Genomic DNA, 26,079 nt, shown 5'->3' on the forward strand with positions numbered 1-26,079 from the left:
CGGATCGGCCGCGCCGACGGACCCGGCGGCATAGGCTCACCACAGTCATCTGGTCACCTGTTTGGTCACATTCGGAACGAGGAACACCGTGCGCACCGACACCTTCCTGCTCGACACCGCCGACGAGACGCCGGTCTTCGTCCACTGCTGGTCGCCGGAGGGCACTCCGCGCGCCGCCGTCCAGCTCGCGCACGGGATGGCCGAGCACGGCGCCCGTTACGAGCGGTTCGCCCAGGCACTGACCGACGCCGGGTATGTGGTCTACGCCGGTGACCACCGCGGCCACGGCAAGACGGTCCGCGACCCGAACGACGTCGGTTACTTCAAGGACGAGGACGGTTTCGACGCCGTCGTCGACGACATGTCCGTGCTCACCCAGCGGATCAAGGCCGACCACCCGGGCCTGCCGGTGTTCCTGTTCGGCCACTCGATGGGATCGTTCCTCTCGCGGATGTACGTCACGAAGTACGGATCCGAACTCGCCGGCCTGGTGCTCTCGGGCACCGGTGGATCGGCCGGCCCGCTCGGCAAGGTGGGCCGCGGAATCGCCGGCGCACAGGCGAAGCTGAAGGGTCGCCGGCACCCGTCCGGCCTGATGAACAAACTCACCTTCGGCCAGTACAACGCCGCCTTCAAACCGGCACGCACCGACTTCGACTGGCTCTCGCGCGACGAGGCCGAGGTCGACAGGTACATCGCCGATCCCAAGTGCGGCGAGCTGTTCACGGTCGGGTTCTACGCCGACCTGCTGCACGGACTGGAGCGGGTCAACGACGACAAGGTCGTTTCGGCGACCCCGGACGATCTGCCGATTCTGCTGGTGTCCGGCAGCAACGATCCGGTCGGCGGCAAGGAGGCCAAGGGCGTGCGCGAGGTGGCGGCACAGTTGCGCAAGACGGGCGTCCGCGAGGTCACGACGACGATCTATCCCGAGGCTCGTCACGAACTGCTCAATGAGACCAACCGTGACGAGGTGACCGCCGACCTGCTCGCCTGGTTCGACGCACATCTTCCCCAGCAGGGGACCAGCGCATGATGGACGCGACCACGCTGCGCAGCAACACGGTGTCGGACGTCGTCCGCCGAAGTGCCGCGCGATTCGGCGACCGGGAGGCCGTGCGCTTCGGCGACCGCACTTGGAGCTACCGCGAGTTGGACGACGCGGTCACCCGGGTCGCGCACCACCTGGCCGGTCTTGGACTCGAACCGAAAGCGCGCATCGCAACCCTCGGCAAGAACTCCGACGCCTACCTGATCGCGTTCCTGGCCTGCGCACGCGCCGGGTTCATCCATGTGCCGCTCAACTACAACCTGCTCGGCCGCGAGCTCGACCACCTGATCAACAACAGCGCAAGCACGCTCGTCCTGGTCGATCCCGCGTTCGCCGCCCGCCTCGACGACATCGAGCACCCGCCGTCCGCCGTCATTGCGCTCCGCGACGCCGGCGACTCCATTCTCGCTGTGGCACAGGGTGATTCAACCCCCGATTTCGAGGAGCGCGGCCGGGACACCGACACCGTCCAGTTGCTCTACACCTCCGGCACGACATCGGCTCCGAAGGGCGCGATCATGTCGCACCGGGCGCTGGTCAGCGAGTACGTGTCGTGCATCCACGCGCTCGACCTGCATCCGGACGACAACCCGTTGCACGTGATGCCGCTGTACCACTCGGCGCAGATGCACGTGTTCGTGCTGCCGGGGCTGATGATCGGTCAGACGAACACGATCCTCGAAGTGCCCGAAGCAGCGGACGTCCTGAACCGGCTGGCGAACGACGGTCACCGTTCGTTCTTCGCAGCACCGACACTGTGGGTGGGCATGGCGAATCACCCTGATTTCGAACGACTTTCGTTCGGCGGGCTGACCAAGGCCTACTACGGGGCGTCGATCATGCCGGTGCCGGTGCTCAAGAAGTGGCAGGCGAAGGCGCCGACTGTCGGTTTCTACAACTGCTTCGGTCAGAGCGAGGTCGCACCACTGACGACGGTGCTGCGACCGGAGGAGCACGAGGCGCGTCCGGACAGCGCGGGCAAGCCGGTGCTGTTCGTCGAGGCACGGGTCGTCGACGCGTCCGGCGACGACGTCCCGACCGGCGAATCCGGTGAGATCGTCTACCGCTCACCGCAGTTGTGCGACGGCTACTGGAACAATTTCAAGGCCACCGAAGAAGCGTTCGCCGATGGCTGGTTCCACTCCGGCGACTTGGTGCGCCAGGACGAGGAAGGCTACATCTTCGTCGTCGACCGCATCAAGGACGTCATCAACACCGGTGGTGTGCTCGTCGCGTCCCGCGAGGTCGAGGACGCTCTTTACACCCACCCCGGCGTCGCCGAGGTCGCGGTCGTCGGGGTGCCCGACGAGAAGTGGGTGGAGAAGATCGTGGCGTTCGTCGTGCGCCGGCCCGAAGCGTCCGACCTGGACGTCGAGACGCTCACCGAGCACGCGCGCACGCAGGTGGCGTCCTTCAAGGTGCCCAAGCAGATCGAGTTCATCGACGATCTGCCGCGCAACGCGTCCGGCAAGATCCTCAAGCGCGAACTTCGCGGCTGACGAACGAGCCCGCCCCACCGCGACGGGGGTTCGCGGTGGGGCGGGGGCTTGCTTTGCGGTCAGGCCGCGGGCGGATCAGGCCTGACGAATCGCGGAAATTTCGAACTCCAAGGTGACCTTGTCGGAGACCAGGACGCCGCCGGTCTCGAGGGCTGCGTTCCAGGTCAGACCGTACTCCGCGCGGTTGACGACGGTCTTGCCCTCGAAGCCGACACGCTGGTTGCCGAACGGGTCGGTGGCCCCACCCTCGTACTCGAACTCGATGGTAATCGACTTGGTGAGGTCCTTGATGGTCAGGTCGCCGGTGACGACGAGGTCATCGCCCTTGGCCTGGACGTCGGTGCTCTTGAAGGTGATCGTCGGGTACTTCTCGACGTCGAAGAAGTCGGCGCTCTTCAGGTGCCCGTCACGGTCGGCGTTGCGGGTGTCGACCGATGCGGTGTCGATCGTGACGTCGATGGACGCATCCTGCAGGTTCTCACCGGTGACGGCCTTGCCGTCGACCTCGTTGAACGAGCCGCGGACCTTGGTGACCATCGCGTGGCGGACCACGAAGCCGATGCGGGTGTGCGACGGGTCGATAACGTAGGTGCCGTTCAGCGTGTCGATACCGGACATATGTAGTGCTCCTTGTTGAACGCGGTGCGGCCGAGCCGGCGCCGCAGCTGTTGTTGACGTGTCACCAACAATAGAGGTGTTATTCTTGACATGTCAACTACGCCGAGGGGAGCCCGGAAATGAGCGGGAACGAGACACCCGAGCCGCGTTGGCTCGACGACCGACAGCAGCAGGTCTGGCGCCAATGGCTGCTCGCACATCGCGAGTTGAACGCGCTGATCTCGCGGCAGTTGCAGGCCGACGGCGGACTCTCACTACCCGACTTCGAGGTGTTGGTCGCACTGAGCGAGGCACCTGACCGCCGGTTGCGCGCCACCGTGCTGGCCGACGGGATGTTCTGGGAGCGCAGCCGACTGTCGCATCAGGTCAAGCGGATGGAAGCACGTGGACTGGTCAGCCGTATCGACTGTGAGCAGGACCGCCGCGGTGCCTGGATCGGGATCACGGCCGAGGGTCAAGCCGCGCTCGACAAGGTCGCACCCGGCCACGTCGAGACGGTACGCCGTCACCTGTTCGATCGCCTGGATGAGGCATCGCTGGAGGCCCTGGGCCGCGCGACCAGCACGGTCCTGGACGGCATCGACGGGCCTGAGGTCACCTACCCGAACACGAAGGTTTCCTGATCCGAGAAGGTTTTCTCCTTCTCGGAACGGTGATCGAACCTTCTCAACGGTAGAGAACCTTCTGCGTCCGACCGACGACCGTCCCCCTGGTTTGACAGGATCGACTCATGCTCAAGGGCCACCTCTTCCTGCTGCACGCCGACCTGGCCGATGTCGCGTACGACGCGATCGTTCTTCCCACTGACTCCACCTTCTCGGTGCGTGAGGAATGGAAGAAGCTCGGCGTCGACACCAGCAAGCCCACACGCTTCGACGAACAGCACTTCGGCAGGACCGGTCGCACCTGGTGGGTCGACGTCACCGACGGCGGACGCTCGGACGCTGACGCGCTCGTCGAGCACCTCGCCGCTTGTCTGGACGATGTCGCCGCGACACTGAACACCCGCCTGGCGCGGGTCGCCGTCCCGGTGCTCGGTGTCGGCGGCGGCGGGCTCGACGACGAATCCGGCTCTGTCCAGGGCCGATTGCTCGACGTACTGGTGAAAGCGGCCGAGCATCACGTGCTCGACATACTGCTCACGACCATCGACGAGCGTCGATTCCAGGCACTTCAGGACGCCCGACTCGGGGATCCGACGCGATGGTTCCCGGGGTTCGCACAGTCCGGGCGTCCGGACGAGCCCACGCTCTCCCTGGCGCAGACCCTCGGCACCCGCGCCCGCAAGGGTGAACTGTCGCTCTTCCTCGGCGCAGGCGTGAGCGTCGGTGCCGGACTTCCGGATTGGCGAACCCTCGTTGCCCGGATCGTGGCAGCCGCGAAGTTGCCGGACACGATCACGCCCCAGTCGTTCGGCGAACTGTCGCTGCTGGATCAGGCCGAGTTGCTGCAGCGGCGCGACCCGAAGTTCGCCTCGGCGGTCGTCGATCAGGTCAAGACGGTCAAGCGTCCCGGGCTGTCGCATCTGCTGCTCGCCGCGCTACGGGTTCAGCAGTCGGCCACCACCAACTACGACGATCTCTACGAACGTGCGGTGAGTTCCGCCGACCACCGCATACGCCTGGCGGTGCTGCCGTACGAACGGCGCACCGACGGACGGCCCTGGCTGCTGAAGATGCACGGCGATGTGCAGCATCCGGACGACATCGTGCTCACCCGCTCACAGTTCGCGGCGTACGACGCACGGCATCGGCCGGCCGGCGCACTGTTCCAGTCGATGTTGTTGACCTCGCACCTACTGGTCATCGGAGCATCGCTGACCGACGACAACGTCCTGCGACTGGTGCACCAGGTGCGCGACTACCTGCGGCCGACAGCCGGCACCGCGAACTTCGGCACCGTACTGAGTCTTCATCCCGACCCGGCGCGGTCGGCGCTCTGGCAGGACGAACTCGACTGGATCAGCGTCGACCGGGAGGGTGACGACCCCGGGCGGGTGCTCGAGATCTTCCTGGACGCCGTCGCCATGCATGCCTGGTCGGCATCGACCAGCGTCCTGGACGAACGCTTCGACAATCAGTTGACCATCGACGAGCGCGACCTTGCGCAACGAGTGCGCGAGATTGCCAGCGAGGTCGAGAGACAGACCGGCCACGCCTGGCAGGGACTCAAAGGCGCCCTGCGACTCTGATCGCTCAGAGTGCGTCGATCGCTTCCCCGATCACGTCGAGGCCTTCGTCCAGTTCTTCGTCGCTGATGATCAACGGCGGGAGCAGGCGGATGACGTTGCCGAAAGTGCCGCAGGTCAACGTCAGCACGCCCTGCGAATTGGCTTGAGCAGCAACCTTCTTGGCTGCATCCGCATTCGGGGTGATGCCGTCGTCGGTGACGAACTCGATCGCGAGCATCGCTCCACGACCGCGCGCCTCACCGACGTACGGGGACGACTGCACGAAGCTTTCCAGCCGCGGCATCGCCACCGCTTCGATCTGTTTCGCACGACCGACCAGGTCATCGCTCTCGATGACCTCGATCGCCGCGAGCGCAGCAGCACAGGCCACCGGGTTGCCGGCGTACGTACCGCCGATGCCACCGACCGGCGCCGCGTTCATGATCTCGGCCCGCCCGGTGACCGCGGAGATCGGCATTCCACCACCGAGCGCCTTGGCGGTGGTGATGAGGTCGGGCTCGATGTCCTCGAACTCGGAAGCGAAAAGCGTTCCGGTACGGGCGAATCCGGTCTGAATCTCGTCGGCGATGAACACGATGCCGTGCTCACGCGCGAAGTCCTGCACACCCTTGAGGAAGCCGGGCTCGGGAGCGATGAAACCGCCCTCCCCCGCGATCGGCTCGGCCACGATGCAGGCGACGTTACCGGCACCGATCTGGGTCAGCACCATTTCCTTCAGCATCGCCAGCGCCTCGGACGCAGCGTTCTCGCGCCCGTTCGGCCAGCGGAAGCCGTACGCGGTCGGCGTCCGGTACACCTCGGTCGCGAACGGACCGAATCCCTGCTTGTAGGGCACGTTCTTCGCGGTCATCGACATCGTCATGTGCGTGCGCCCGTGGTACGCGTGATCGAGGACGACGACTGCCGGGCGACCGGTGTAGGCGCGGGCGATCTTCACGGCGTTCTCGATCGCCTCCGCACCACTGGTGAACAGCGCGCTGCGCTTGTCGAAGTCGCCCGGCGTCAACTCGTTCAGCTTCGCGCAGACGTCGACGAAGCCTTGGTACTCGGTCACCATGAAGCAGGTGTGGATCGCCGACTTCGCTTGTGCAGCAACGGCTTCAGCGACCTTCGGGTTCGCCGCACCGACACTGGTCACTGCGATACCGGACGCGAAGTCGATCAGCTTGTTGTCGTCGACGTCGACCAGCATCGAACCCTCGACATGGTCGATGAAGATCGGCGAGGTGACACCGAATCCGCTGGAGACGGCCTTCTCGCGAGCAGCGTGCAGTTCACGGGACTTCGGACCCGGGATCTGCGTGCGCAACTGACGGATCGACGCGACGGTCGCTGACTGTGACTCGGACATTGTGACGGCTCCCGAACGTGGTGACATTTCGAAGTCGAACTCTTGAGCCCGACCTGGCCAACGGTATGCCCTCGTCCGCGACTTGTCTCCCGGGACTGTCGGACCGTGCTCCTACAGTGGTGCCATGACCTCGACGACTCCCCCCGAACCGCTTCCGGTCGAGGTGAGTCGCCGCTTTCCACACAATTACGCGGTGCTCGACGTCGAGACCACCGGACTCGACCCGCGCCACCACCGCGTCCTGCAGGTCGCGGTCACCCAACTCGATGCATCCGGGTCGATCGAGCGACGCTGGAGCACGTTGGTCGATCCAGGCGTCGACCCGGGTCCCGTCGACCTCCACGGCATCACTTCCGAGCGCCTGGCCGGAGCGCCCACGTTCGCCCAGATCGCGCCGACCGTCGCCGACCTCGTCCGTGATCGTGTCGTCGTGGCGCACAACGCACGTTTCGACTGGGCCTTTCTCGCCGCCGAGGCCAAACGCGTCGGCTCGACGTTGCCCACTCGCGAGCGCCTGTGCACGATCGAGCTGACCCGCGCGCTGAAGACTCCTGCGGCCACGTTCTCCCTCGAATCCCTGTGCACTTACTGGGACGTCCCACAGGCCAGACCGCACGACGCCGAGGACGACGTCCGGGTGCTCGTCGAGGTGCTGCGCCACGCACTCACCGACGCCCACATCCAGCGCATCGCGCTTCCGATTCGTGATCCGTACGCCCGGATTCCGTTGCGTCGCAAGCTTCGTCGTCGTTACCGTCGTCTTCGGTGGAAGCTGCGCCGCCGCTGGAACAACATCCGCGCTCACGCACACGGTGTGCCGCATAACCCTCAGGCATAACTCCTCGGTGCCGGTAAAGCGCACCCCTGCTCATCGGTAAGGAAACGGTCAGCGCGAGGACGTCTCCGATCAAGGTTTCGTCTTGCCTTGGTCAAGCTTTGTCAAAGCCACTGTCCTACTAACGGACGCAGGGAGCACTCTCAGCGAACGGCGCGTCACCCCGCACGCCGTTCCCTTTCCCGCTCCGTAGGAGGAGTACATGAAGCGCACAGCGCTCGGCCTCGTGGCCCTCGGTTCCGTTGCCGCCCTCACGTTCGGCACACCTGCCGACGCGGCGCACGTCGCCGCCCCCAAGGCCGCTGCCCCCGCGGCCGCCATGTCGGTCACCCCGGCCACCTACGCCGGTCAGATGGCGGCGGCCGGCAAGGCCGCCGGCGACACCGCGAAGTCCCTCGGCCTCGGCGCCAAGGAGAAGCTGGTCGTCAAGTCGGTCATCACCGACCCGGACGGCTCCACGCACACCCGCTACGACCGCACCTACGCCGGGATGAAGGTCATCGGCGGCGACCTCATCGTCAAGCGTGACGCGGGCGGCAAGATCGTCGACACCATCTGGAACGTCGAGGCGAAGGTCTCGCTGCCGTCCGGTACCGCGAAGGTCACCGACGCCGGCGCCCGCCAGACAGCGGTCGGCCACAGCGCCAAGCGCACCAAGGACGGCGCGCCGAAGCAGGTCAAGGCGACGAAGTCCGAGCAGGCCGTCATCCTTCACGCCGACGGCACCGCGAGCCTCGTCCGCGCCGTCACCACCGAAGGCGTCGCGCACAACCAGACCCCGAGCCGCCAGGTCGTGATGGTCGACGCGTCGACCGGCGCCGTGATCTCCTCGAGCGAGAAGATCCACGCCGGCACCGGTCGCGGCGTGTTCGTCGGCAGCGTGAGCCTGTCGACCACGTACTCGGGTGGCGCCTACCAGTTGCGCAACTCGACCACCGGCAATTACACGACCGACATGAACAACGGCACCTCCGGCACCGGCACCCAGTTCACCGACTCCGACGATGCCTGGGGCACCGGTTCCACCAGCAGCCGTCAGTCGGCGGCCGTCGATGCACAGTTCGGCGCCGACACCACGTTCGCCTACTTCAAGAACGTGCTCGGCCGTAACGGCATCTGGAACAACGGTACCGGCGCTCGTAGCCGCGTCCATTACGGCAACAGCTACGTCAACGCCTTCTGGGACGGTACCCAGATGACCTACGGCGACGGCCGCAACAACGCTGCCCCGCTGACCGAACTCGATGTCGCCTCGCACGAGATGACCCACGGCGTCACCGAGAACACCGCGAACCTCGACTACGGCAACCCGGGCGCCGGCCGCTACGTGGAGTCGGGTGGCCTCAACGAGGCGACCTCGGACATCTTCGGCGTCGCCGTCGAGTTCCACGCGGCTCTCCCCGCCGACAATCCCGACTACTACATGGGTGAGCTGATCAACCTCAACGGCAACGGCACGCCGCTGCGTTACATGGACAAGCCGAGCAAGGACGGCGTCAGCCTGGACTGCTACTCCTCCAGCACGATCACCGTCGACCCGCACTACTCCTCCGGCCCGCTGAATCACTGGTTCTACATGGCTGCCGAAGGGTCGGGTTCGAAGACGATCAACGGGGTCTCCTACAACTCCCCGACTTGTGGTGGCGCACCGGCGGTCACGGGCGCAGGACGGACCAATATCGAGAAGGTCTGGTACCGCACCCTGTCCACCAAGCTCACCACGAGCTCGAACTACCGGGCAGCTCGTGAAGGTGCGATCAAGTCGGCGATCGAGCTGTACGGCTCGAGCAGCGCGGTCTGCACCGCGGTCGAGAAGGCGTTCAACGCGATCACCGTTCCCAAGGGCACGGCGGCCTGCTCCGGCACCACCGACCCCGGCCCGACCGACCCGACGCCGGCCGGCAGCGAGCGTGTCACCAACGGTGGCTTCGAATCCGGTAGCACCGGTTGGACCGGCACCAGCGGACCGATCACGAACAACACCGGCCGCACCGCGCACAGCGGCAGCTGGAAGATGTGGCTCGGCGGAAACGGTACGACCTCCTCGGAGTACGAGCAGCAGACGGTGACCATCCCGTCGACGTCCACCTCGGCCACCCTCACCTATTGGGTGTCCGTGGACTCGTCCGAGACCACCTCGTACACCGCGTACGACAAGGCATCGGTGACGGTGACCCCGTCCGGCGGCACGGCCCGCACGGTTGCTTCGTACTCGAACCTGACCAAGGGTGCGTGGAAGCAGGTCACGGTCGACCTGTCCGCCTACAAGGGCCAGTCGGTCACGTTGAAGTTCTCGGCCACCGAGGACTCCTCCGCCCAGACGAGCTTCGTCTTCGACGACGTCTCGATCAAGGCTTGATCGAACGCGTCTGCTGAACGTGAAGTGGCCGGGTCCGCGGGGGGACCCGGCCACTTCGCCATTCTCTTTGCCTGTCAGACCAATTCCCGATCCGGCACGTGCTGCAACCTGCTCGGCCACCGGATCTTCGCTCCGATGTCCAGGTTCAGCGCAGTGACCAGCACCCCCCGGACGATGACGGTCTTTCCCCTCGGTCTGCGTTGACGAACCTAACCCTCCTCCCCAGGGGTGGGCAGCACATTCCCGTCCACGGGCGGGTTCGAGGTCGGGCCAACCCGACACGGCGGACGGCCCGCCTCGTTAGGGTCGGGTCATGAGCCGGTCCTATTGCGCCCTGTACGTCGATGCCGGATACCTGTTGGCGGCCACCGCCACCTGCGTCTCGGGGAGTTCGTTGCGTGCCGGTGTGGTCGTGGACCATCAGCGTTTGATCGAGCAGCTCATCGCGCAGGCGGAACGGCTGAGCGGACTGCCGTTGCTGCGCGTCAACTGGTACGACTCCGGCGGTCAGCGTGGTGGCAACCCGGACGAACTGCAGGAACGCATCGGCATGCTGCCGCGCGTGAAACTGCGCTTGGGACGCCTGTCGTACGGCGGCGAGCAGAAGGGTGTCGACCTGCGCATCGGGCTCGACCTCGCCACCCACAGCCGCAACCGGATCGTCGACATCATCTATCTGCTCAGCGGCGACGACGATCTCACCGAAGCAGTGGAGGAAGCTCAGCACCTCGGCGCCCAGGTGATCGTGTTGGCCGTGCCGGACAAGGACGGGAACCCCAACGGTGTCTCCAAGCACCTGTGGCGCGAGGCCGACGACGTCCAGCTCGTCGATCCGTCGATCATCGACGACACCGTGTTCGTGCGCACCACGCCGGCTCCCGCCCCCGAGCAGCCTTCGGCCAGCGAAACCGCTGAACCGCAAGTAGATTCGGCGCCTACTCCCACGAGTATCGGCGCTCGCCCGAGCCCGAAACAGATGCCCGCCAGGCGGGTCGACCGACCGGCGCCCATCCCGGTACCGATTGACTTCGACCGGGTCGACCCGGCGATGTTGGTCACCGCCGACGAGGAGGCCGCGATCACCGCGGTCAGCAAGGCCGTCGTGTCGTCGTGGATGCGTTCGGCGTCGCCGAGCGCACGCGCTCACCTGCTGGAGCGCAAGCCGTCGATACCGCCGGAACTCGACCGGGCGCTGCTGGTCGACCTGTCCGGTCGCCTCGGTGTCTACGAGATCAGCGAGCCCACCCGTTTTCGGCTTCGTACCCGATTCTGGGACGTCGCCGAGGAATTCGCCGAGTAGCGGGAGCAAACGAAAAGTGGCCGCAGGAGCGGCCACTTTCGTTGATTACGGGTGTAGGTCACTCGGCGTCGTCGAAGTCCTTGGCGACGCGGCGGTGGGCTTCCCAAATCTCCTGCGGCAAACGCTCGAACGCCTTGAGGTGCTCCTCGCGGTAGCCCATCTCCTCGCGCCAGCGCGGCACGTCGATCGACAGGATCCTGTCGAGGTCGGCCTGCGGCATCTCCAGGCCTTCGAGGTTGAGTTCCTCCTGCTTGGGGATGATGCCGGCCGGCGTCTTGACGCCGTCGACCTCGCCGTTCTTCAGCGCCATCAGCCACAGCAGCGGACGCAGGTTCTCGCGGTAGCCGGGCCACAGGTAGTGACCGTCCTCCTGGCTGCGCTGGAACCAGTTCACGTGCGCGAAGATCGGCTTGTCCTTGACGGCGCCGATGATGTCGAGCCAGTGCTGGGCGTAATCGCCCTCGCCGTACGACATGAACGGGCGCATCGACATCGGGTCGTAACGCAGCACGCCCTCCTTGCCGTCGGCCGCAGCGGTCGCCTCGGCGCCGAGCGTCAGACCGTCGTACACACCTTCGGCGAGGTCGTCGATCGCGCGGATCAGCGGCTCACGGTCCCGGGTGCGGCCACCGAAGATGATGCCGTCGATCGGCACACCCTTGGGGTCCTCGAAGTCCTGCGCGACGTTCGGCACATTGGCCAGCGTCGTGGTGAAGCGGCTGTTCGGGTGCGCCCACGGGGCGCTCTTCTCATCGTCGCTGCGCTCGGAGATGAGGCGACCGCGCCAGTCACGCCAGCCCTCGACGTCCGAGGGGGTGTTCGGGGTCTTGCCCTCCCACCACACCTCGTGGGTCTTCTCGTTGTAGGCGACGTTGGTGAAGATCGTGCCGGTGCCGGGTGCCACGGACGCGAGCGCCGTCGGGTTGGTCTTCTCGTTGGTGTCCTTGGCGACACCGAACGCACCGAACTCGGGGTTCATGCCGTAGAGCTTGCCGTCGTCGCCGACCCACAGCCAGGCGATGTCGTCGCCGTAGAAGGAGACTTCGTACCGGTCGCCCAGGGCGTCCGGTGGGAGCATCATGGCCAGGTTGGTCTTGCCCGAGGCACTCGGGAAGCCACCACAGATGTGGTACTCCTTGCCGGTCTCCTTGTCCTTGATGCCGATCAGCATGAACTGCTCGGACAGGAACTCCTTGGAGGCCCATCCGTCGTACGCCGCCTGGCGCAGACCGTGGGCGATCTTGCCCAGCAAGGCGTTGCCGCCGTAGCTGGAACCGAAGTGCAGGATGGTGCGCTCGTCGGCGACGGTGACGAAGTAACGCTGGTCGTCGTCGGTGCCCTGGCCGAGGTTCTCCAGGTCGCCGGTGACGTGCACGGCGCGCACGAAGTGGTCGGGCTCGGCGAGCTTGTTGATGTAGTCGGCGCCGACGCGGGCCATGCGGATCATGTGCAGGACGACGGTGCGCGAGTCGGTGAGTTCGACGCCGGCGGCGTACTTCTCCAGCGGAGCGCCGGGGGGCGACATCAGGTAGGGGACGACGTACATCGTCTTGCCCTTCGAGGCGCCGGTCATGCGCTCGACCTGGACCTGCTTCATCTCCTGCGCCGGGCGCCAGTTGTTGTAGACACCCTTGTCGCTCTCACGGTTCGTAGCGACGATGGTGCGCTCCTCCGAGCGCGCGGTGTCCTTCTCGTAGCTGCGCGAGTAGTACAGGCCCTCCCCGGCCGGCTCGAGCTCGCCCGCGTCCAGGCATTCCTGGATCAGTCGCGCGTCATCCTCGGCGCCGACCACTTCGACGCGGTCCGCGCCGGTGATCTTCGCCCAGTGTTCGACGTACTCGCGAACATGTGGATTCGTCAGGCCACCGGCTTCGAGCGCCGCCGCCACATCAACCATCGGTTCACTTCCCTCTCAACGGGTGCGAGGCATGACGTCGCGTTCGGACGTCATTGTCCTAGCTACTACTCAGAATAGTACTTCTTCTGGGGTTGGCCGTGCTGGGGTCAAATCTGCCATGGCCGACAGCGGCGGTGTGACGCGGGTCCTATTTATTTACCCGTCGGTAACATCTTGGCTCGCGCAGGACAAAGCCCGATCTTTGTCAGCAGTTGCTGTCACTCAGGTGGTCGACCTGAGTTCGACCTCACCCAATACACCGTCGCTGCGCAGGTCACCCAGTCGATCGACCAACCGCTCGCGCAACGTCCACGGGTCGATGGTGTTGACGAACACCCCTGTGCCGCCTTCGAATCCGGCCGGGTTGTTGATCCGCCACTTGATGACCGCCCGCAGCGGCATGCGCACGTCCGGCACGGACGGCGGCTGGTGGTGCCACTCCTCGTTCGTGGGTACAAGCACGCCGGTCGCGGCATGACAGGCGTGGACCAGATCGGACCAGCCGCGCAGCACCTCGTCCCCCAACTCCCACGGCAGCCCGTCGGCCTTGGTGAACACGTCGATGCCCGGGTAGCGGTGCCCGACGCCGGCGAATGCGATCGCGTGCTCGTTCTCGGCGATGACCAGACCGTGCGTGCGCGCGAGGTCGGGCCCGAACCGGCGGTAGATCTCCGGGTCCTTGCGCCACTTGGCGATCTCGCCGCGCAGTCGACCACCGATGCGGTCGATCGCGACCAGTTGCTTGTGCAGATGCTCGAACGACGCCCCGGCGGGCGCGAGCCAGTTCTGGAAGATCGAGACGTACTGCGCGTGCGGGTTGCCCTCGTACAACCGCCGTGCACTGCTGACCGTCGCCCGGACGAAAGCCGTGTGCTCGTGCGGGCTGAGCGTGCCGGACGACGCGAGCTGGTCGGTGCGCGTCGCGCCGTCGACGTAGTGCCGGCGGGCGACGATCACGTCATGGCAGCCGGCGAAGAAGCCGCGTGACTCGTTCTGCAGCAGGTCGTCGTCCAGGTCGGCGGATTCCTCACCCTTGGCCTTCAACCGGGTGCGGACGAGGTCGCGAACGTGCCGGCGACCCAGTTCCGTCGACAGGTAGTGCTCCTCGCGTTCGAGTGCCGCCGGACCACCGTCGTACCCGTGGTTGAGGTGCCAGTAGTCGTAGGAGAGGATCTCGAAAAGGTTTGGTATCCGGCGGAACTCGGCCGGCGCCGCAATCACCTCGTCCGCCGTGAGGCCACTTGTCTCGACCCAGCCGGACTCGACCCGCGTCCAACGAGTGCGCTCCGGCGTCGTCTCCAGGTAGCGCCCTTCGCAGAACGCGCACCGGTTGCGGATCTCGTGTTCGGTGAGCGAGTGCACGTCGTCCAGCACCGACGGCAGCGGACGGTTGCCGCGGCCGGGCACCGTCCACACCTCCGTGCCGGAAAACGGGTTGATCTGCTTCACGGTGCCGTCGGGCAGTCGCAGCAACGGCTCCATGCACTCAACCCTAGGCCGCGGGGGATACTCGGGTCAGACCGCGCCACCGCCTTGACACCGCCTTGACACCGCCTTGCCACCGTCCCGCTAGGAGCACCCCATGGCCCTCACCCTCGGGTACAAAGCGTCAGCCGAGCAGTTCGGCCCGCGCGAACTCGTCGACCTCGGCGTCGCCGCCGAGCAACACGGAATGCAGTCGGCCTTTGTCAGCGACCATTTCCAGCCCTGGCGCCACGACGGTGGGCACGCACCGTTCGCGATCTCGTGGATGTCGGCCGTGGGCGCGCAGACCAGCGACATCACGCTCGGCACGTCCGTCATGACTCCGACCTTCCGTTACAACCCCGCGGTCGTCGCGCAGGCGTTCGCAACGATGGGCTGCCTGTTCCCGAGACGGGTCGTGCTCGGCGTCGGCACCGGCGAAGCCCTGAACGAGATCGCCACCGGGTTCGAGGGCGAGTGGCCGCCGTTCAAGGAGCGCTTCGCCCGTCTGCGTGAGGCCGTCCGACTGATGCGACAGCTGTGGAAGGGTGATGAGGTCACCTTCGAGGGCGACTACTACCGCACCGACTCGGCGTCGATCTACGACGTGCCCGACGGCGGGATCCCGGTGTACGTCGCGGCCGGCGGTCCGACCGTCGCCAAGTACGCCGGACGCATGGGCGACGGATTCATCTGCACCTCCGGCAAGGGCATGTCGCTCTACACCGACGAACTGCTGCCCGCGGTGAAGGAGGGCGCTGAGCTGGGCAAGGGTTCTTACGAGGCCCTCGACAAGATGATCGAGATCAAGTTGTCGTACGACACCGACCCGGCGAATGCCCTTGAGAACACTCGCTTCTGGGCTCCCCTGTCACTCACTCCCGAGCAGAAGCACTCGGTCGACTCACCGCGCGAGATGGAGCGCCTGGCCGACGAACTCCCGATTGAGCAGGTCGCCAAGCGGTGGATCGTCGCCTCGAACCCGGACGAGGTGCTCGAGCAGGTCAAGCCGTACGTCGACGCCGGATTCGACCACCTGGTCTTCCACGCGCCCGGCCACGACCAGCGCCGCTTCCTGGAGCAGTTCGAGCGCGACCTGGCCGACCCCCTGCGCTCCCTCGGCTGACAAGCAGAATCCGCGTGAGTTTGTGCCCGCCCTTCCCCGAGAAAGTGCGTCCGCTCGTGCCGTGCGGCCGCGCTGCGTTCGACGCGTTCTGCGGACTTTCGTGGGTGAGTGTGCGGGGTACTGTGGGGGTCGCGCGTTCACGCGCCCTGCTCCGCTGCCAGGCCGGTCGGAGCCGAACGACACAGCCGCCGATGCCAGGCCGATCGGCTGGAGAACTGTCATGCCTGTAGAGATCAGTCCTGAGCGGATCGCCGAACTCACCGAGATCGAGGCGGCCAAGCTCGACAAGAAGACCCAGAAGTCCAAGGAGATGTACGCCCGGGCGCAGAAGCACCTCGCCGGCGGCGTCGCGTCGTCCTACCAGCTGCGCGACCCGTGGCCGATCTACCTGGAGGGTGGTTCGGGCCCGCGCGTGTGGGACGTCGACGGCAACGAGATGTGGGACTTCCACAACGGCTTCGGCTCGATGGTGCAGGGTCACGCGAACCCGATCATCGGCAAGGCGATCGCCGACCGTTACCCCAAGGGCACGCACTTCGCGGCACCCACCGAGGACGCCATCGTCGTCGGTGACGAGCTCGCCCGCCGCTGGAACCTACCGAAGTGGCGTTTCACGAACTCCGGTTCGGAGTCGACGATGGACGCCATCCGCATCGCTCGTGCCTACGCCGGTCGCGACACCGTGATGAAGATCTTCGGTTCGTACCACGGCCACCACGACACCGTCATGGTCTCGATCGGCGTGCCCTACGGCGAGATCGGCGACAAGGACGACCTCAAATCGCTGCCCTACGGTGCGGGAATCCCGGACGCCACCGTCCAGATGACCGTCGCGGTGCCGTTCAACGACGCCGACGCGATGGAGCGGCGCATCGTTGCCCTCGACAAGGAGGGCCGCAAGCCGGCCTGCGTGATCATGGAAGCCGCGATGATGAACCTCGGCGTCGTGCTCCCCGAACCCGGTTACCTCGAGGCCGTCCGTGAGATCACCAAGAAGCACGGCATCGTGCTGATCTTCGACGAGGTCAAGACCGGCCTGCAGGTTGCTCCGGGTGGCGCCACCGAACTGTTCGGCGTGCTGCCCGACATGGTCACGCTCGCCAAGGGTCTCGGCGCGGGTCTGCCCACCGGTGCGATCGGTGGAACCGAAGAGGTCATGTCCGTCGTCGAGGACGGCTCGGTCTACCAGGTCGGCACCTACAACGGGAACCCGCTCGGCGTCGCCGCGATGCGCGCGAACCTGCTCGACGTCCTCACCCCGGACGCCTACAAGCACCTCGCGCACCTCAACGACCGCATCGTCGGTGGCTGCCAGGACGTCGTCGACAAGTACGACCTTCCCGGGTACGCCGTCGGCATCGGCTCGAAGGGTTGCGTGACGTTTGCGCCGGAGAAGGTCGTCGACTACGCCAGCTACAAAGAGCACCAGAACGGCCCGCTGGCCGACCTGGCGTGGCTCTACAACATGAACCGCGGCATCTTCATGACCCCCGGGCGTGAAGAGGAGTGGACGCTGTCGATCACCCACACCGACGAAGCCGTCGACGCATTCGTGGCGGTGTTCGACGAGATGGCTCGCGACCTCACCACCGACTGACGACCAATTCATCACCGCTGGTTGCACCGAAAATCGGTCACACCCAACGGAACTCACCGCTGGTTGAGCCGCGGGACTGGCGAAGGAAATCCCGCGCGCCGAAACCCGATGAGACACAACGAAACCCGGCCACACGTATCCATCGTGTGGCCGGGTTCTCCTTCGCGGCACCGTGGTCTCGGCGCACGCTGCTTGCTTCGTCAGCAGCCTGACTCGACCAGCGTTCGGGTTCAGCTACGCAACTGGAACGCGGCACCTTTCAGACCGACCGGGCGATGAACTTCTCGGACGTCGTCAGTCGGCGGCCGGCTTGGCCTGGCCGTAGACCAGCGGGATGTAGTCGGGGTGCTTGGCGATCCACCCCTTGACGTACGAGCACTGCGGCACGACCTCACGGGTGCCTTCGTCGCGCACCGCGTCGAGCGCGAACCGGACGAGTTGTCCGGCGACACCCTTCCCCTCGTACCCCGAATCGACGACCGTGTGGGTGAACACGACGACGTCCTCGGTCTTGTCGTACTCCGCGAACCCGATCACCTCACCGTCGTGGACGGCTTCGTAACGGCTGCGCTCGGGGTTGTCACGGACGTCGATGTCGAGCTTGTCGGTCATGTCGGGCAACACTTCCTCTGAGTCGGATCCTTGGTCACAACGCTAGGCGTGACTCACGGGTAGTTCAGGGTTTCACGCAGTCCGTTTGCCGCGACGGTTGCGCGGACGCAGCCGGACACCGGGCAGCTTCGGGGCCGCGATCCGCAGCGTCTCGCCCTCGTACCCCTCGACCTCGCCGAAACGCTCGGCCTGTGCCTGCCACTGCTCACGGAACTGCTCGATCTCGTCATGGGTGCGCCCGACGAAATTCCACCACATGATGATCTCCTCCTCGAACGGCTCACCGCCGAGCAGAATGATCCGCGCACCGTCCGGACCTGCCTGCAGCACAAGAGAATCCGGGCCCTCGTCCTGGCAGACCAGGTCACCGAACTCCAGCGGCTCGCCGTCCACGCTCACCGCGCCGGTGTCGAGCAGAACCCCGTGTTCGAACGTCGGGTCGAGCCGCAGCGTGACCTTCGCGTCGGGCGCGAGGTCGAGTTGTGCCCCGAGCAGCGGGGTATAGGTGTGCACCGGCGACTCAGCGACGTCGGCGAGGGCGCCGAGGAAGACGCGAGCGGTGCCGGCGTCGTCCGCGAGCGCCACCGGCTCGGCCGCGAAGTGCTCGAAATTCCGGACGGTGTGCCGGTCGGCGTCCGGCAGAACAACCCAGAGTTGGACGCCGTGCAGCACGTCCGTCGACTCGGTGGACACCTCGGAATGACAGATGCCGGCGCCCGAGGTCATCAGGTTGAGCTCACCCGGGCGCACCTGGCCGATCGCGCCGCCGGAGTCGCGGTGCTCGATCTCGCCCTCGAACAGCCACGAGACGGTCTGCAGTCCGGTGTGCGGGTGCGGCGGGACGTCCATGCCACCCTCGTTGTTCGCGCGAACTCGTTGCGGACCGTAGTGATCGACGAAGCACCATGCCCCGACGAACGAGCGATCCTTCGCCGGCAGTGTCCGCCGCACGGTGATCGCGCGCAGCCCGCCGAGCGGCACCTCCCGCGGCTTCATCAGTTGCGTGGCCATGACGTCATCCCATCACCGAGTGGCCGGGCTATGAACGAGTGGCCGGGGTATAGACCGGCCACCAGTTGACAGCCCGGCCACTCGGTGGAGGCTTTCTAGACGGTCGAGACGCCGAACGCCTCGGCCTGCTTCAGATAGGTCTCGGCCTCCTCGTACCGGGCCTGCCGGTACAGGGTGCGGCCCAGGACGACGAGCGCGTACGCGTCCGTCGGGTTGTCCTCGAGTGCCGCGCGGGCCGCGGCCTCGGCCTTGGTCAACTGCGCGGAGTGGAACAGCGCTCGCATGAGCAGCTCGCGGGCGTCGCCGGTGCCGAGGCCCTCACCGGACGCCAGCACTTCCTCGAGCTCACGCGCCGCCTGCGCATACTTGCGCTGCTCGAACAGCCGACGTCCGTATTCGTAACGGTCGAACTCCTGGATCATCGGTGCTCCTTCCGATTTCTGATGGAAGATCGACCCCGTCCTGGCGGGCCCGATCTTCCACTCGAACTAGTTTGCCGTGGTGAGCAGTTGCTCGAACGGCGTGACGTCGGCGAACTCGTCCACCTTCGGCTTGCGAATGCTGCTGCCGCCCAGGACGGTTCGCAGTTCGCCGGCAGCGCGCTCGATACGGCGCTCGAGCGCGGCAGCGCCTTCTCCGCCGAAGTCGGAGGTCGCGGCGTACACGCCGGTCGGCAGCACGAACGCACCCATGTACGCGAACAGTGGACGCAGCGCGTGGTCGATCGCGAGCGAGTGGCGCTCGGTGCCGCCGGTCGCGGCGACCAGCACCGGCGTCCCACGCAGCGTGTCGGGCTCGATGAGGTCGACGAAGGACTTGAACAGTCCGCTGTAAGACGCCTGGAAGGTCGGGGTCACGGCGATGATCGCGTCGGACGCGGTGACCTGCTCGAGCGCGTCCTTGAGCGCACCGGTCGGGAAACCGGTGAGCAGGGCGTCGGTGATCTCGTGGGCGAGATCGCGCACCTCGATGTCGTGGATGTCGACGGCGCCCAGTTGACGACGGACGGCGTCGGCCAACTGGTCGGCGAGCAACTTCGTCGACGACGGCGAGCGCAGGCCCGCACTGATGACGGTAACGGTGGTCACGTCAGGTCTCCTTGCTGGTGATCTACACCCGTAGTCCATGGAAACGGTCGCAACAGCAGCCGCATTCCACGACTACGGGTGGAAGAAAAATCAGAGTTGGTTGGCGTCCTCGGCGCGGGTGCCCGTCCACTGGTCGGTGGCGGGTGTGGCCGCATCCCCCGGGGCGGTGCCGTCGGCCTGAGCCGCGGCGAGCAGCGAGGCGTGCGTCGGCGCGTCCGGCACGTGCGCCGGCTTCATCGCCGCGAACTCCTTGCGCAGCACCGGCACGACCTCCTCGCCGAGCAGGTCGAGCTGCTCGAGCACGGTCTTGAGCGGCAGGCCGGCGTGGTCCATCAGGAACAGCTGGCGCTGGTAATCGCCGACGTACTCACGGAAACCGAGCGTCCGCTCGATGACCTCCTGCGGCGAGCCGACGGTCAGCGGCGTCTCGCGGGTGAACATCTCCATCGACGGACCACCGCCGTAAACCGGGGCGTTGTCGAAGTAGGGACGGAACTCCCGCTTGGCGTCCTGGCTGTTCTTGCGAATGAACGCCTGACCACCCAGGCCGACGATCGCCTGGTCGGCAGTGCCGTGGCCGTAGTGCTCGAAGCGGCGGCGGTACAGCTGCACCATCTGCTGCGTGTGCTCCTTCGGCCAGAAGATGTGGTTGGCGAAGAACCCGTCGCCGTAGTACGCGGCCTGCTCGGCGATCTCGGGGCTGCGGATCGAGCCGTGCCAGACGAACGGTGCGATGCCGTCCATCGGACGCGGGGTGGAGGTGAAGCCCTGCAGTGGCGTGCGGTGCTTGCCCTGCCAGGTGACCGACTCCTCGCGCCACAGCTTGTGCAGCAGGGCGTAGTTCTCCACCGCGAGCTCGAGTCCGTGGCGGATGTCCTTGCCGAACCACGGGTAGACCGGACCGGTGTTGCCGCGTCCGAGCATCAGGTCGATTCGTCCGTCGGCGAGGTGTTGGGCGTAGGCGTAGTCCTCCGCCAGTCGCACCGGGTCGTTCGTGGTGATGAGCGTGGTCGCGGTGGTGAGGATGATCCGCTCGGTCTGAGCGGCGAGGTGCGCCATCAGGATCGTCGGGTTGGCCGGCGCGATGAACGGCGGGTTGTGGTGCTCACCGGTGGCGAACACGTCCAGGCCGACTTGCTCGGCCTTCTTCGCGATCGCGACCGTGGCCTTGATCCGCTCATGCTCGGTGGGCGTGCGGCCCGTCACCTGGTCGGTGGTCACGTCACCCACGGTGAAGATTCCGAACTGCATGACTGACTCCTCTGATCGACCGATGACCACGTTAGTGGACATGTCAACTAACGTCCAATCGACTCTATTCCGGGCTCGTTTCAGCCGCGGCGGTACTGCCTCGGGAGCTCCTCCAACAGCCGCAGCCACAGTTCGCTCGCGGTCGGATAACTCGGCACCGCGTGCCGCAGGACGTGGACGGGCACCCGTCCCACGATCGCGATCGTCGCCGCGTGCAGGAGTTCGCCGGCACCCGGTCCGACGAAGGTCGCGGCCCGCACCACGCGATCCTTCCGATCGACCAACAACTGGGCCTGGCCCTGGACGTGGTCACGCAGCAGCGCGGCGCCGGCGGCAGAGTTGAACGGCACCCTGACGACCTCGACCTCGTCGAGGTCCTTGCGGAGCGGTCCGACCTGGGCGATCTGCGGCTCGGTGAAGACCACCTGCGGGACCGGGACATCCGCGGGCTCCGGTTCAGCGGCGCCGGCCAGCCGGGCGCCGATCCCGCGAGCTCGGTACTTGCCCCAGTGCGTCAACGGTGCCTCGCCGCTCGCGTCGCCGACGGCGATCAGCCAGTCCGGCCAAGCGTCCGGGTCGTCGGTCAGGTCGAGCGCGTCCAGTCCGATCTCGCCGAGGCGGGGACGGCGCCCGACAGCCAGCAGGATCTCGTCGAACTCGAGTTTCTGGTCATCGACCGTCACCGTGACAGCTCCGCCGTGGACCCGCCCGAGGCCCGTGTCGCTCGCGTCCGGGCGCTCACAGGAGGTCACGTTCGCTTCGAGCCGGACGTCGACACCGCTGTCCCGCAAGCTCTTAAGCACGGTCTCGGCGGCGAAGGGCTCCTGGTTGGTGAGCAGGCTGTCACCCCGCACCAGCATCGTGACCTCGCTGCCGAGCGCGCGCATCCAGGTGGCGGCTTCGCACGCCACGACACCACCGCCGACGATGGCCAGCCGTTCGGGCACGTCCACCACGCCGGTCGCGTCCCGCGAACCCCAGGCACACACGTCCGCGTACTCCGGCGGAATGACGGGCGTACTTCCGGTGGCAACCACCACGGCCTTGCGCGCGGCGATTGTTCGCCCGTCCACCTGCACCTTCCGCTCGCCGGACAGTCGCGCAGCACCGCGCACCACGGGGACGCCGATGCCGTCGGCCCACTCCACCTGGCTCGCGTCGTCGTAGTGCGAGACCCACTCGTCCCGACGTTTCAGCAGTTCCTCGACCTGCACCGAGGCGTCCGAAATGCCTTGCAGGTCAACCGAATCGTTCGCGATCTCGACCGGACGCAGCAGCGCCTTGCTCGGCATGCACGCGTAGTAGGAGCACTCACCGCCGGCGAGTTCTTTCTCGATCAGCACCGCGCTCAGGTCGGAAGCCTCGGTCACGTACTGCGCCACGTTCTCCCCGACGGGTCCGGCACCGATCACGATCACGTCGTATTCATCGCTCATACATCGACGCTACGGGTAGGCAGTCGCGGGAAGGACCGGCCGGTTCGTGTTGTTCTTGACTGCATGCGCGGTGAATACAAGGTTCCGGGCGGCAAACTCGTCGCCGTCGATCTCGAGGTTCGTGACGGACGCCTGGCCGAGGTCAGTGTCTCCGGCGACTTCTTCCTTGAACCCGAGGAGGCGCTGCTCGACATCAACGCGGCCCTCAACGGTGTCTCGACGGAGGCCGGTGTCGACCAGCTGAGTTCGGCGATCCAGGGTTCGGTCGACAGAGACGTCGCGTTCATCGGGTTCTCGCCGGAGGCCGTCGGCATCGCGGTGCGCCGGGCCCTCGGCAAGGCCACCGGTTGGCACGACCACACCTTCGACGTCATCCCCGCCAAGGTGATGGACCCCGCCATGCACGTCGCACTGGACGAGGTCATCGGACGTGAGGTGGCGCGCGGCGAACGTCCGCCCACGCTGCGCTTGTGGGACTGGGACTCCCCGCTGGTCGTCATCGGTTCGTTCCAGTCGGTGAAGAACGAGGTCGACCCGGACGGTGCGGCCAAGCACGGCATCGACGTCGTCCGACGCGTTTCCGGCGGCGGCGCGATGTTCATGGAGCCGGGCAACTGCATCACATACTCGCTCGTGGTGCCTGCGTCGCTGGTCGAGGGGTTGTCTTTCGAGCGGTCCTACTCCTTCCTGGACGACTGGGTGATCGAGGCCCTGCGCGAGGTCGGCGTCAACGCGCACTTCGTCCCGCTCAACGACATCGCGAGCGACCAGGGCAAGATCGGCGGCGCCGCGCAGAAGCGGTTCGCCGACGGAGCCGTGCTGCACCACGTGACGATGAGCTACGACATCGACGCCGACAAGATGGTCGAGGTGCTGCGCATCGGCCGCGAGAAGATGAGCGACAAGGGCCACCGTTCGGCGAACAAGCGCGTCGACCCGATGCGCTCGCAGACCGGCATGACCCGCGACGCGATCCTCGACTCGTTCCTGGCGACCTTCGAGAAGCGTTACGCCACGACGCGATCGGACTACACGCAGGCAGAGTTGGAGGCTGCCGAGCAGCTGATGGACGAGAAGTTCTCCACTCCCGAGTGGACCCACCGCGTCCCCTGACCCGAAAGTCCGCAGGACGCGCGGATTGACCGCTGTGCAGACGGAGCGCGAGGTTTGTGGACGCCGTTGTGGTTCGTCGCGATCGGTATCGGCTACCTGGTCATCCGTCGCCGTCCCCGCCATCAGGCACTGCGCGAGTCACACGCCGAGAAGGTCGCGCGGCGGGTCTGTCAGGGTTAGGTTCGGTTCATGCTCGAGGGAACCCGCGTGGTGTCGCTGGCGATCAATCTGCCCGGTCCGTTGGCCGCCGCACGGCTGGCCTCGATGGGTGCGGATGTAACGAAGGTGGAGCCCCCGTCCGGTGATCCCCTGGCCAGCATGGTGCCCGATTACTACGCCGAACTTGTTGCGGCACAACAGGTTCTGACGATCGACCTCAAGACGGACGACGGACGTGCGCAACTGGCCGAGTTGCTCACGGACGCTGATCTGCTGCTCACCGCGCAGCGTCCTTCCGCACTCGCCCGCCTCGGTCTGGACGACCTGGACCTGCCGCAGTTGTGCCAGGTGCGGATCGTCGGGCACTCCGACGACCCGGAGGTGGGTGGCCACGACCTGACCTACCAGGCGACGGCCGGCCTGCTGCGGCCGCCGGCGCTGCCGTCCGTGCTGGTGGCGGACGTCCTCGGCGCGGAACGCGCGGTGTCGACCGCGCTCGGTGCGCTGGTGCAGCGCTCGCTCACCGGACACGGCGGCACCCACATGGCCGGCCTGGACGAGGCCGGTGCGTTCGCGGCCGGACCCAACCGGCACGGCATGACCGACCCGGCAAGCCCGATCTCCGGCGGCTGGGCCCGGTACAACCTCTACCGCGCGAGCGACGACGGCTGGGTAGCACTCGCCGCACTGGAACAACACTTCTGGAAACGGTTCGCGGATGCTTTCGACTGCGCCGAGGAGTACGCCGACGTCGCGTCCGTCATGGCAACGAAAACCGTTGCCGGATGGGTCGATTGGGGCAACGAACACGACGTCCCCATCGCCGCGGTGAAGCGCTAGCTCAGGCTGCACGGAACCGAATCCCGCACCGGACCCGTCTGCTTCCCGGACCAGATGCGACGTCGCCCCGGCGACAGCAAACCAGGATGAAGACCATGAAGAAGCTCACCGCCGCTGCGTGCCTGATGGCTCTCCCGCTGCTCGCCGGGTGCAACACCGGGGACGTGCCCACGACGACAAGGAGTCCCGTTCGGTCTACGACTCCGACAAGATCAACTGACCGCTCACGCCGACGGCTCCACCCACCCGGGTGGAGCCGTTCGTTTCGGTCGAACTCATCGCCGCGCTCGCCCCGTTCGTCGCCGTTCATCGACAACGATTGAGGCGTGACCTTCGAACCCCGCATTGCCGTCCTTGCCCCCACTCCCCTCGCCGTCGTCGAGGCCACCGCTGCTCTCACCGACGTCAAGCGCAGCGAACACGTTGATGCCGAGGGCGGCGTCCACATCCACCCGGGTGGTCAGGGACTGTGGATGGCCCGGATGGCACGGTCGCTGGGTGCGAAGGTGACGGTCGTCGGCCCGTTCGGTGGGGAGCTGGGTCCATTGATCCAGACGATGTTGACCGATCTTGATCTCGAGGTGAAGCCGGTGCCCTACTCCGCGGGCAACGGTGGCTACATCTACGAACTGCGAAACGGCGAGCGGGAGGTGCTGACCCACATGCCACCGCCTGTGCTCACCCGTCACGAGTACGACGACCTCTACGGCATCGCCCTGGTCGAGGGCATGGACGCCGACCTCACGGTGATCACCGGGTGTGAGCCGGCCGACGTGCTGCCGGACGAGTTCTTCCACCGGCTCGTCTCCGACATCCGTTCCTCGGGCGGACGCGTTGTCGCCGACCTCTCGGGTGGACCGGCGCTGGCCGCGATCGACGCCGGGGTCGACGTGCTGAAGATCGCCCACGACGAACTTCTCGAAGCAAAGCTCGCCGACGGCGAGAGCGCCGAGAAGATCATCGCCGGGGCCAAAAAGGTCCTCGACAAGGGCGTCGGCGCGATCGTCGTCTCGCGCGCGGAGAAGCCGGCGTTCGCGATCGACAAGGATGGCGTCCGCGAGCTCATCACCCCGGCCGTCACCACGCACGAACACCGCGGCGCCGGTGACTCGATGACGGCCGGCATCGCCGTTGCGCTCGCCCGCGGCGAGAACCTCACCGAGGCAGCCCGATTGGGTGCAGCCGCCGGCGCTTTGAATGTCACTCGCGGCGGCCTGGGCACCGGCAACCGCGAGACCATCGAGCGCATCGCCGACCACGTCCAGATCAAGGAACGCTGAC

Annotated in this window: 23 protein-coding genes; 13 read left to right on the forward strand and 10 right to left on the reverse strand. The window is 66.5% G+C overall.

The window, feature by feature from the left end:
• Positions 1-88 precede the first annotated feature (88 nt).
• The gene (locus EU513_RS12625; protein ID WP_129626491.1) at positions 89-1,036 is read left to right on the forward strand and encodes an alpha/beta hydrolase; all 948 of its coding nucleotides are present in this window, start codon (positions 89-91) and stop codon (positions 1,034-1,036) included.
• Entirely contained in the window at positions 1,033-2,550 is a 1,518-nt protein-coding gene (locus EU513_RS12630) for a fatty acyl-CoA synthetase (protein WP_370447360.1), read from the forward strand. Before EU513_RS12625 ends, EU513_RS12630 begins: the two co-directional genes overlap by 4 nt.
• Positions 2,551-2,625: 75 nt before the next feature.
• Here EU513_RS12630 and EU513_RS12635 read toward each other — a convergent pair whose 3' ends face one another.
• Positions 2,626-3,168 (reverse strand): YceI family protein, encoded by a 543-nt coding sequence (locus tag EU513_RS12635; protein ID WP_129626493.1) that lies wholly within the window; start codon positions 3,166-3,168, stop codon positions 2,626-2,628.
• A gap of 119 nt (positions 3,169-3,287) precedes the next feature.
• Here EU513_RS12635 and EU513_RS12640 point away from each other — a divergent pair, with 119 nt between their 5' ends.
• Together EU513_RS12640 and EU513_RS12645 are read left to right on the forward strand one after the other, a co-directional pair.
• Positions 3,288-3,791 (forward strand): MarR family winged helix-turn-helix transcriptional regulator, encoded by a 504-nt coding sequence (locus EU513_RS12640; protein ID WP_129626495.1) that lies wholly within the window; start codon positions 3,288-3,290, stop codon positions 3,789-3,791.
• A 107-nt stretch (positions 3,792-3,898) separates the two neighbouring features.
• Positions 3,899-5,359 carry an SIR2 family protein gene (locus tag EU513_RS12645; RefSeq protein WP_129626497.1) on the forward strand — a complete coding sequence of 487 codons (1,461 nt, stop codon included), beginning with the start codon at positions 3,899-3,901 and terminating at the stop codon, positions 5,357-5,359.
• 4 nt (positions 5,360-5,363) lie between these two features.
• Here the strand turns inward: EU513_RS12645 and gabT are convergent, their stop codons facing one another.
• Positions 5,364-6,710, reverse strand: a complete 1,347-nt coding sequence (gabT, locus tag EU513_RS12650; RefSeq protein WP_129626499.1) for a 4-aminobutyrate--2-oxoglutarate transaminase — start codon at positions 6,708-6,710, stop codon at positions 5,364-5,366.
• A gap of 124 nt (positions 6,711-6,834) precedes the next feature.
• On the opposite strand from gabT, the gene EU513_RS12655 reads away from it, so the two are divergent.
• The 3 genes from EU513_RS12655 (at position 6,835) to EU513_RS12665 (ending at position 11,204) form a co-directional block, all read left to right on the forward strand.
• On the forward strand, positions 6,835-7,548 hold the full coding sequence (locus EU513_RS12655; protein WP_129626501.1) for an exonuclease domain-containing protein: 714 nt from the start codon (positions 6,835-6,837) through the stop codon (positions 7,546-7,548).
• A gap of 199 nt (positions 7,549-7,747) precedes the next feature.
• Complete coding sequence (locus EU513_RS12660) at positions 7,748-9,904, forward strand: M4 family metallopeptidase (RefSeq protein ID WP_129626503.1); 2,157 nt, start codon at positions 7,748-7,750, stop codon at positions 9,902-9,904.
• Between the two features lie 313 nt (positions 9,905-10,217).
• A complete protein-coding gene (locus EU513_RS12665) occupies positions 10,218-11,204 on the forward strand; it encodes an NYN domain-containing protein (RefSeq protein WP_129626505.1) in 987 nt (328 codons plus the stop codon).
• A 58-nt stretch (positions 11,205-11,262) separates the two neighbouring features.
• Here the strand turns inward: EU513_RS12665 and EU513_RS12670 are convergent, their stop codons facing one another.
• Positions 11,263-13,101 carry a phosphoenolpyruvate carboxykinase (GTP) gene (locus EU513_RS12670; protein WP_129626507.1) on the reverse strand — a complete coding sequence of 613 codons (1,839 nt, stop codon included), beginning with the start codon at positions 13,099-13,101 and terminating at the stop codon, positions 11,263-11,265.
• A gap of 222 nt (positions 13,102-13,323) precedes the next feature.
• Entirely contained in the window at positions 13,324-14,583 is a 1,260-nt protein-coding gene (locus EU513_RS12675) for a DUF4921 family protein (RefSeq protein WP_129626509.1), read from the reverse strand.
• Positions 14,584-14,683: 100 nt separating this feature from the next.
• Between EU513_RS12675 and fgd the strand changes: the two genes are divergently transcribed.
• The gene (gene fgd, locus EU513_RS12680; RefSeq protein WP_129626511.1) at positions 14,684-15,691 is read left to right on the forward strand and encodes a glucose-6-phosphate dehydrogenase (coenzyme-F420); all 1,008 of its coding nucleotides are present in this window, start codon (positions 14,684-14,686) and stop codon (positions 15,689-15,691) included.
• 220 nt (positions 15,692-15,911) lie between these two features.
• Complete coding sequence (locus tag EU513_RS12685; protein WP_129626513.1) at positions 15,912-17,288, forward strand: aspartate aminotransferase family protein; 1,377 nt, start codon at positions 15,912-15,914, stop codon at positions 17,286-17,288.
• 294 nt (positions 17,289-17,582) lie between these two features.
• Here EU513_RS12685 and EU513_RS12690 read toward each other — a convergent pair whose 3' ends face one another.
• The 6 genes from EU513_RS12690 to EU513_RS12715 form a co-directional block, all read right to left on the reverse strand.
• Complete coding sequence (locus EU513_RS12690; RefSeq protein ID WP_129626515.1) at positions 17,583-17,900, reverse strand: GNAT family N-acetyltransferase; 318 nt, start codon at positions 17,898-17,900, stop codon at positions 17,583-17,585.
• 72 nt (positions 17,901-17,972) lie between these two features.
• Entirely contained in the window at positions 17,973-18,911 is a 939-nt protein-coding gene (locus tag EU513_RS12695) for a pirin family protein (protein WP_129626517.1), read from the reverse strand.
• Positions 18,912-19,006: 95 nt separating this feature from the next.
• A complete protein-coding gene (locus tag EU513_RS12700; RefSeq protein ID WP_129626519.1) occupies positions 19,007-19,333 on the reverse strand; it encodes a tetratricopeptide repeat protein in 327 nt (108 codons plus the stop codon).
• 66 nt (positions 19,334-19,399) lie between these two features.
• Positions 19,400-19,999, reverse strand: coding sequence for an FMN reductase (locus EU513_RS12705; protein WP_240796047.1), 600 nt, complete (start codon positions 19,997-19,999; stop codon positions 19,400-19,402).
• Positions 20,000-20,089: 90 nt separating this feature from the next.
• A complete protein-coding gene (locus EU513_RS12710; protein ID WP_129626523.1) occupies positions 20,090-21,250 on the reverse strand; it encodes an LLM class flavin-dependent oxidoreductase in 1,161 nt (386 codons plus the stop codon).
• Positions 21,251-21,330: 80 nt separating this feature from the next.
• Positions 21,331-22,686, reverse strand: a complete 1,356-nt coding sequence (locus EU513_RS12715; protein WP_129626525.1) for an NAD(P)/FAD-dependent oxidoreductase — start codon at positions 22,684-22,686, stop codon at positions 21,331-21,333.
• Positions 22,687-22,749: 63 nt separating this feature from the next.
• Here EU513_RS12715 and EU513_RS12720 point away from each other — a divergent pair, with 63 nt between their 5' ends.
• From EU513_RS12720 to EU513_RS12730, 4 genes are all read left to right on the forward strand, one after another.
• On the forward strand, positions 22,750-23,799 hold the full coding sequence (locus EU513_RS12720) for a biotin/lipoate A/B protein ligase family protein (protein WP_129626527.1): 1,050 nt from the start codon (positions 22,750-22,752) through the stop codon (positions 23,797-23,799).
• Positions 23,800-23,853: 54 nt separating this feature from the next.
• Positions 23,854-23,979, forward strand: a complete 126-nt coding sequence (locus EU513_RS16555; protein ID WP_255407466.1) for a hypothetical protein — start codon at positions 23,854-23,856, stop codon at positions 23,977-23,979.
• A gap of 9 nt (positions 23,980-23,988) precedes the next feature.
• Positions 23,989-24,798 (forward strand): CoA transferase, encoded by an 810-nt coding sequence (locus tag EU513_RS12725; protein ID WP_129626529.1) that lies wholly within the window; start codon positions 23,989-23,991, stop codon positions 24,796-24,798.
• Positions 24,799-25,124: 326 nt separating this feature from the next.
• Positions 25,125-26,078 carry a PfkB family carbohydrate kinase gene (locus tag EU513_RS12730; protein WP_129626531.1) on the forward strand — a complete coding sequence of 318 codons (954 nt, stop codon included), beginning with the start codon at positions 25,125-25,127 and terminating at the stop codon, positions 26,076-26,078.
• Position 26,079 lies beyond the last annotated feature (1 nt).

It is taken from the genome of Yimella sp. RIT 621, from assembly GCF_004146205.1.
GTDB classification, from domain to species: domain Bacteria; phylum Actinomycetota; class Actinomycetes; order Actinomycetales; family Dermatophilaceae; genus Yimella; species Yimella lutea.